This is a genomic window from Acidimicrobiales bacterium, from assembly GCA_035540975.1.
Taxonomy (GTDB): Bacteria; Actinomycetota; Acidimicrobiia; order Acidimicrobiales.
Genome location: DATLFN010000041.1, coordinates 1 through 2300, shown reverse-complemented (window position 1 = coordinate 2300; position 2300 = coordinate 1). Strand labels below are relative to the sequence as shown.

At 72.7% G+C, this 2300-nt stretch carries 2 protein-coding genes; one reads left to right on the top strand and one right to left on the bottom strand.

What is annotated here, in order from left to right; genetic code table 11:
- Window positions 1–109: 109 nt before the first annotated feature.
- Window positions 110–496, top strand: coding sequence for a PIN domain-containing protein (locus VM242_05240; GenBank protein ID HVM04557.1), 387 nt, complete (start codon window positions 110–112; stop codon window positions 494–496).
- A 28-nt stretch (window positions 497–524) separates the two neighbouring features.
- On the opposite strand, the gene VM242_05235 is transcribed toward VM242_05240, so the two are convergent.
- Complete coding sequence (locus VM242_05235) at window positions 525–2051, bottom strand: methyltransferase domain-containing protein (GenBank protein HVM04556.1); 1527 nt, start codon at window positions 2049–2051, stop codon at window positions 525–527.
- Window positions 2052–2300: the final 249 nt, after the last annotated feature.

The following is a 2300-nucleotide window of genomic DNA, read 5'->3' as shown; positions in this document are numbered from 1 at the left end:
TGTCGAGGAACGAGTTCGTGTCGATGGTGTCGGCGAACCAGGCCGATGCACGCCTTGCGGCCGATCTGGTCGAGCTCGCCGGGGAGATGACCGACGAGGTCCCCCTGTCGTGAGTCGAGGCTTGGCCGACACGTCGGTGTTCATCGCCCGGGAGAGCGGGAGGACCGTGGATGCCGACGCCTTCCCGGACGAGGTGGCGGTGTCGATCATCACGATCGGAGAGCTTCGAGCGGGCGTGCTGGTGGCTGAGACGGTCGAGGCGCGGGACCGCCGGCTCGGCGCCCTCACGGCGGCCCTCGGGCTGGATCCCGTTCCCGTCGACGACGCCGTCGCGGCAGCGTGGGCACGCCTGCGTGTGCAACTACGGGACGCTGGTCAGCGCATGCCCATCAACGACTCGTGGGTCGCCGCTACGGCGATGTCGCTCGAGGTGCCGGTGGTGACGCAGGACGACGGCTTCCCCGACGTCGAAGGGCTGAGCGTCATCCGCGTCTGACCCCGTCCCTCCGACGCGTGGACCAGGTTCAGGAGCCGTCGCCGCCCGCCTTCACCGCCAGGCACAGGATCGACGTCCCAACGGGCAGCGAGACCCGCCGCACCACCGCCCGCTCGGCCCGGGTGAGGAACAGGGCGGCCCGCTCGATCAGGGGCGACTGGTCCTGGAGGCCGAGCTGCTCGGCGGCGTTGCGGGCCGTGCGCCGGCGCAGCCACACGGGCGCCACCAGCCAGCTGAACACGTGGGTGAGCACGACGGGCCGGAACCCCGACCGCTCCAGCTGGCCTCGCAGCAGCGGCCGGTTGTAGCGCCGGACGTGGCCCAGCATCTCGTCGGCCCCGCTCCACAGCCACTGGTGGGCAGGGACGGTGACGACCAGGCAACCCCCCGGCTTCAGCACGCGCCAGGCGTCGCGCAGCGCCGCCTCGGGGTCCTCCAGGTGCTCCACCACGTCCAGCATGGTGACCACGTCCACGCTCGCCGGCCGCACCGGCAGGTCGCCGATGGCCCCGGCCACCGCCCGCAGGGCGTGGCGGTCGTGGGCCACCCGCACCAGCGCCTCGGAACCCTCCACCGCCACCACCCGGTCGGGATGGAACCCGAGGATGGCGGTCACGCCGCCGGCGCCGGCGCCCACGTCGACCAGCAGGACGTCGCGCCCGCCCACCGGCAGGTGGCGGCGGAGGGCCGACGAGACGAACGCCGCCTTGCTACGGAACCACCAGTGGTCGGTATCGGACTCGATGAGCGTGGACGCTTGCTGGTCGTCGAACACCCCGCTGGCCTTCCCTTCGTAGCGAAGATGCGCTGGCACCCGCTTGGCACTGGCGACGATCCTCGGGATGGCGGCGACCATTGCCGCCCCGTCCCGCCCGAGCCGCACCCTGGTGCGGTCGTCGTGGCTCCACTCGATGGCCACCTCCCGCACCGCGATCCCCAGGCGGCGGGCGACGGCGATGGCCTCCACGTCCCAGGCGAAGCCGGCCTGGGAGCAGAACGGCAGGATGGCCCGCCACACCTCGGTGGCCGCCACCTTGGCCCCGCACTGGGTGTCGGTGATGCCGGGGGTCACCACGAGCTGGACCAGCCGGTTGTAGGACTTGCCGAGGAGCTCCCGGAACCGGCCCTGGGGGCGCACCAGCCTGGAGGCGACCGCATCCCGGGACCCGATGGCGAGGACCGGTCCCATGCGGGCGGTGAGCAGGATCTCCTGGAGCTGGTCGAGGGGCGTGGACAGGTCGACGTCGCAGAACCCGGCGTAGTCGGCGCCGGCGACGGCCAGGCCGGCCCGGACGGCGGCGCCCTTTCCCTCGTGCGGCCGGCGCAGGAGGCTGGCCGTGCGCCCTGGCCAGCGGGCGATGAAGTCCTCCACCAGCTCGGCCGTGCCGTCGGAGCTCCCGTCGTCCACGAAGATGAGCTCGCTGCCGGCAGGCAGGCCGTCCACGAACTCGGCGATCTCCTTGGCGTGCTCGGCGAAGCGCTCCTCCTCGTCGTACAGGGGCACGACGAGCGACAGCGAGCCGCCGTGGTCGCCCGCCGGGGGCCGTGCCTCCATGCCGTGAATCCTGCCGTGCCCGGCGCTCCGGTCCAAGTCGACGCCCCCACCGGCCGCGGGACCCCCGGTTCTACACTCGGGCGAATGAGGACCGTGATCCTCGGCCCCCTGCCCCAGGAGGTCGAGGCGCTCATCGAGCGCCGCCGCGTGCTCGGCCAGGACCACCTCGACGAGGTCTGGAACGGCGAGTACCACATGGCTCCTGCGCCGACCAAGGCCCACGCCTACGTCGACGACGAGTTGGCGACC

Coding starts and splice junctions, on each gene's coding strand:
- VM242_05235 (HVM04556.1), bottom strand. CDS start 2,051: ATGGAGGCACGGCCCCCGGCGGGCGACCACGGCGGCTCGCTGTCGCTC.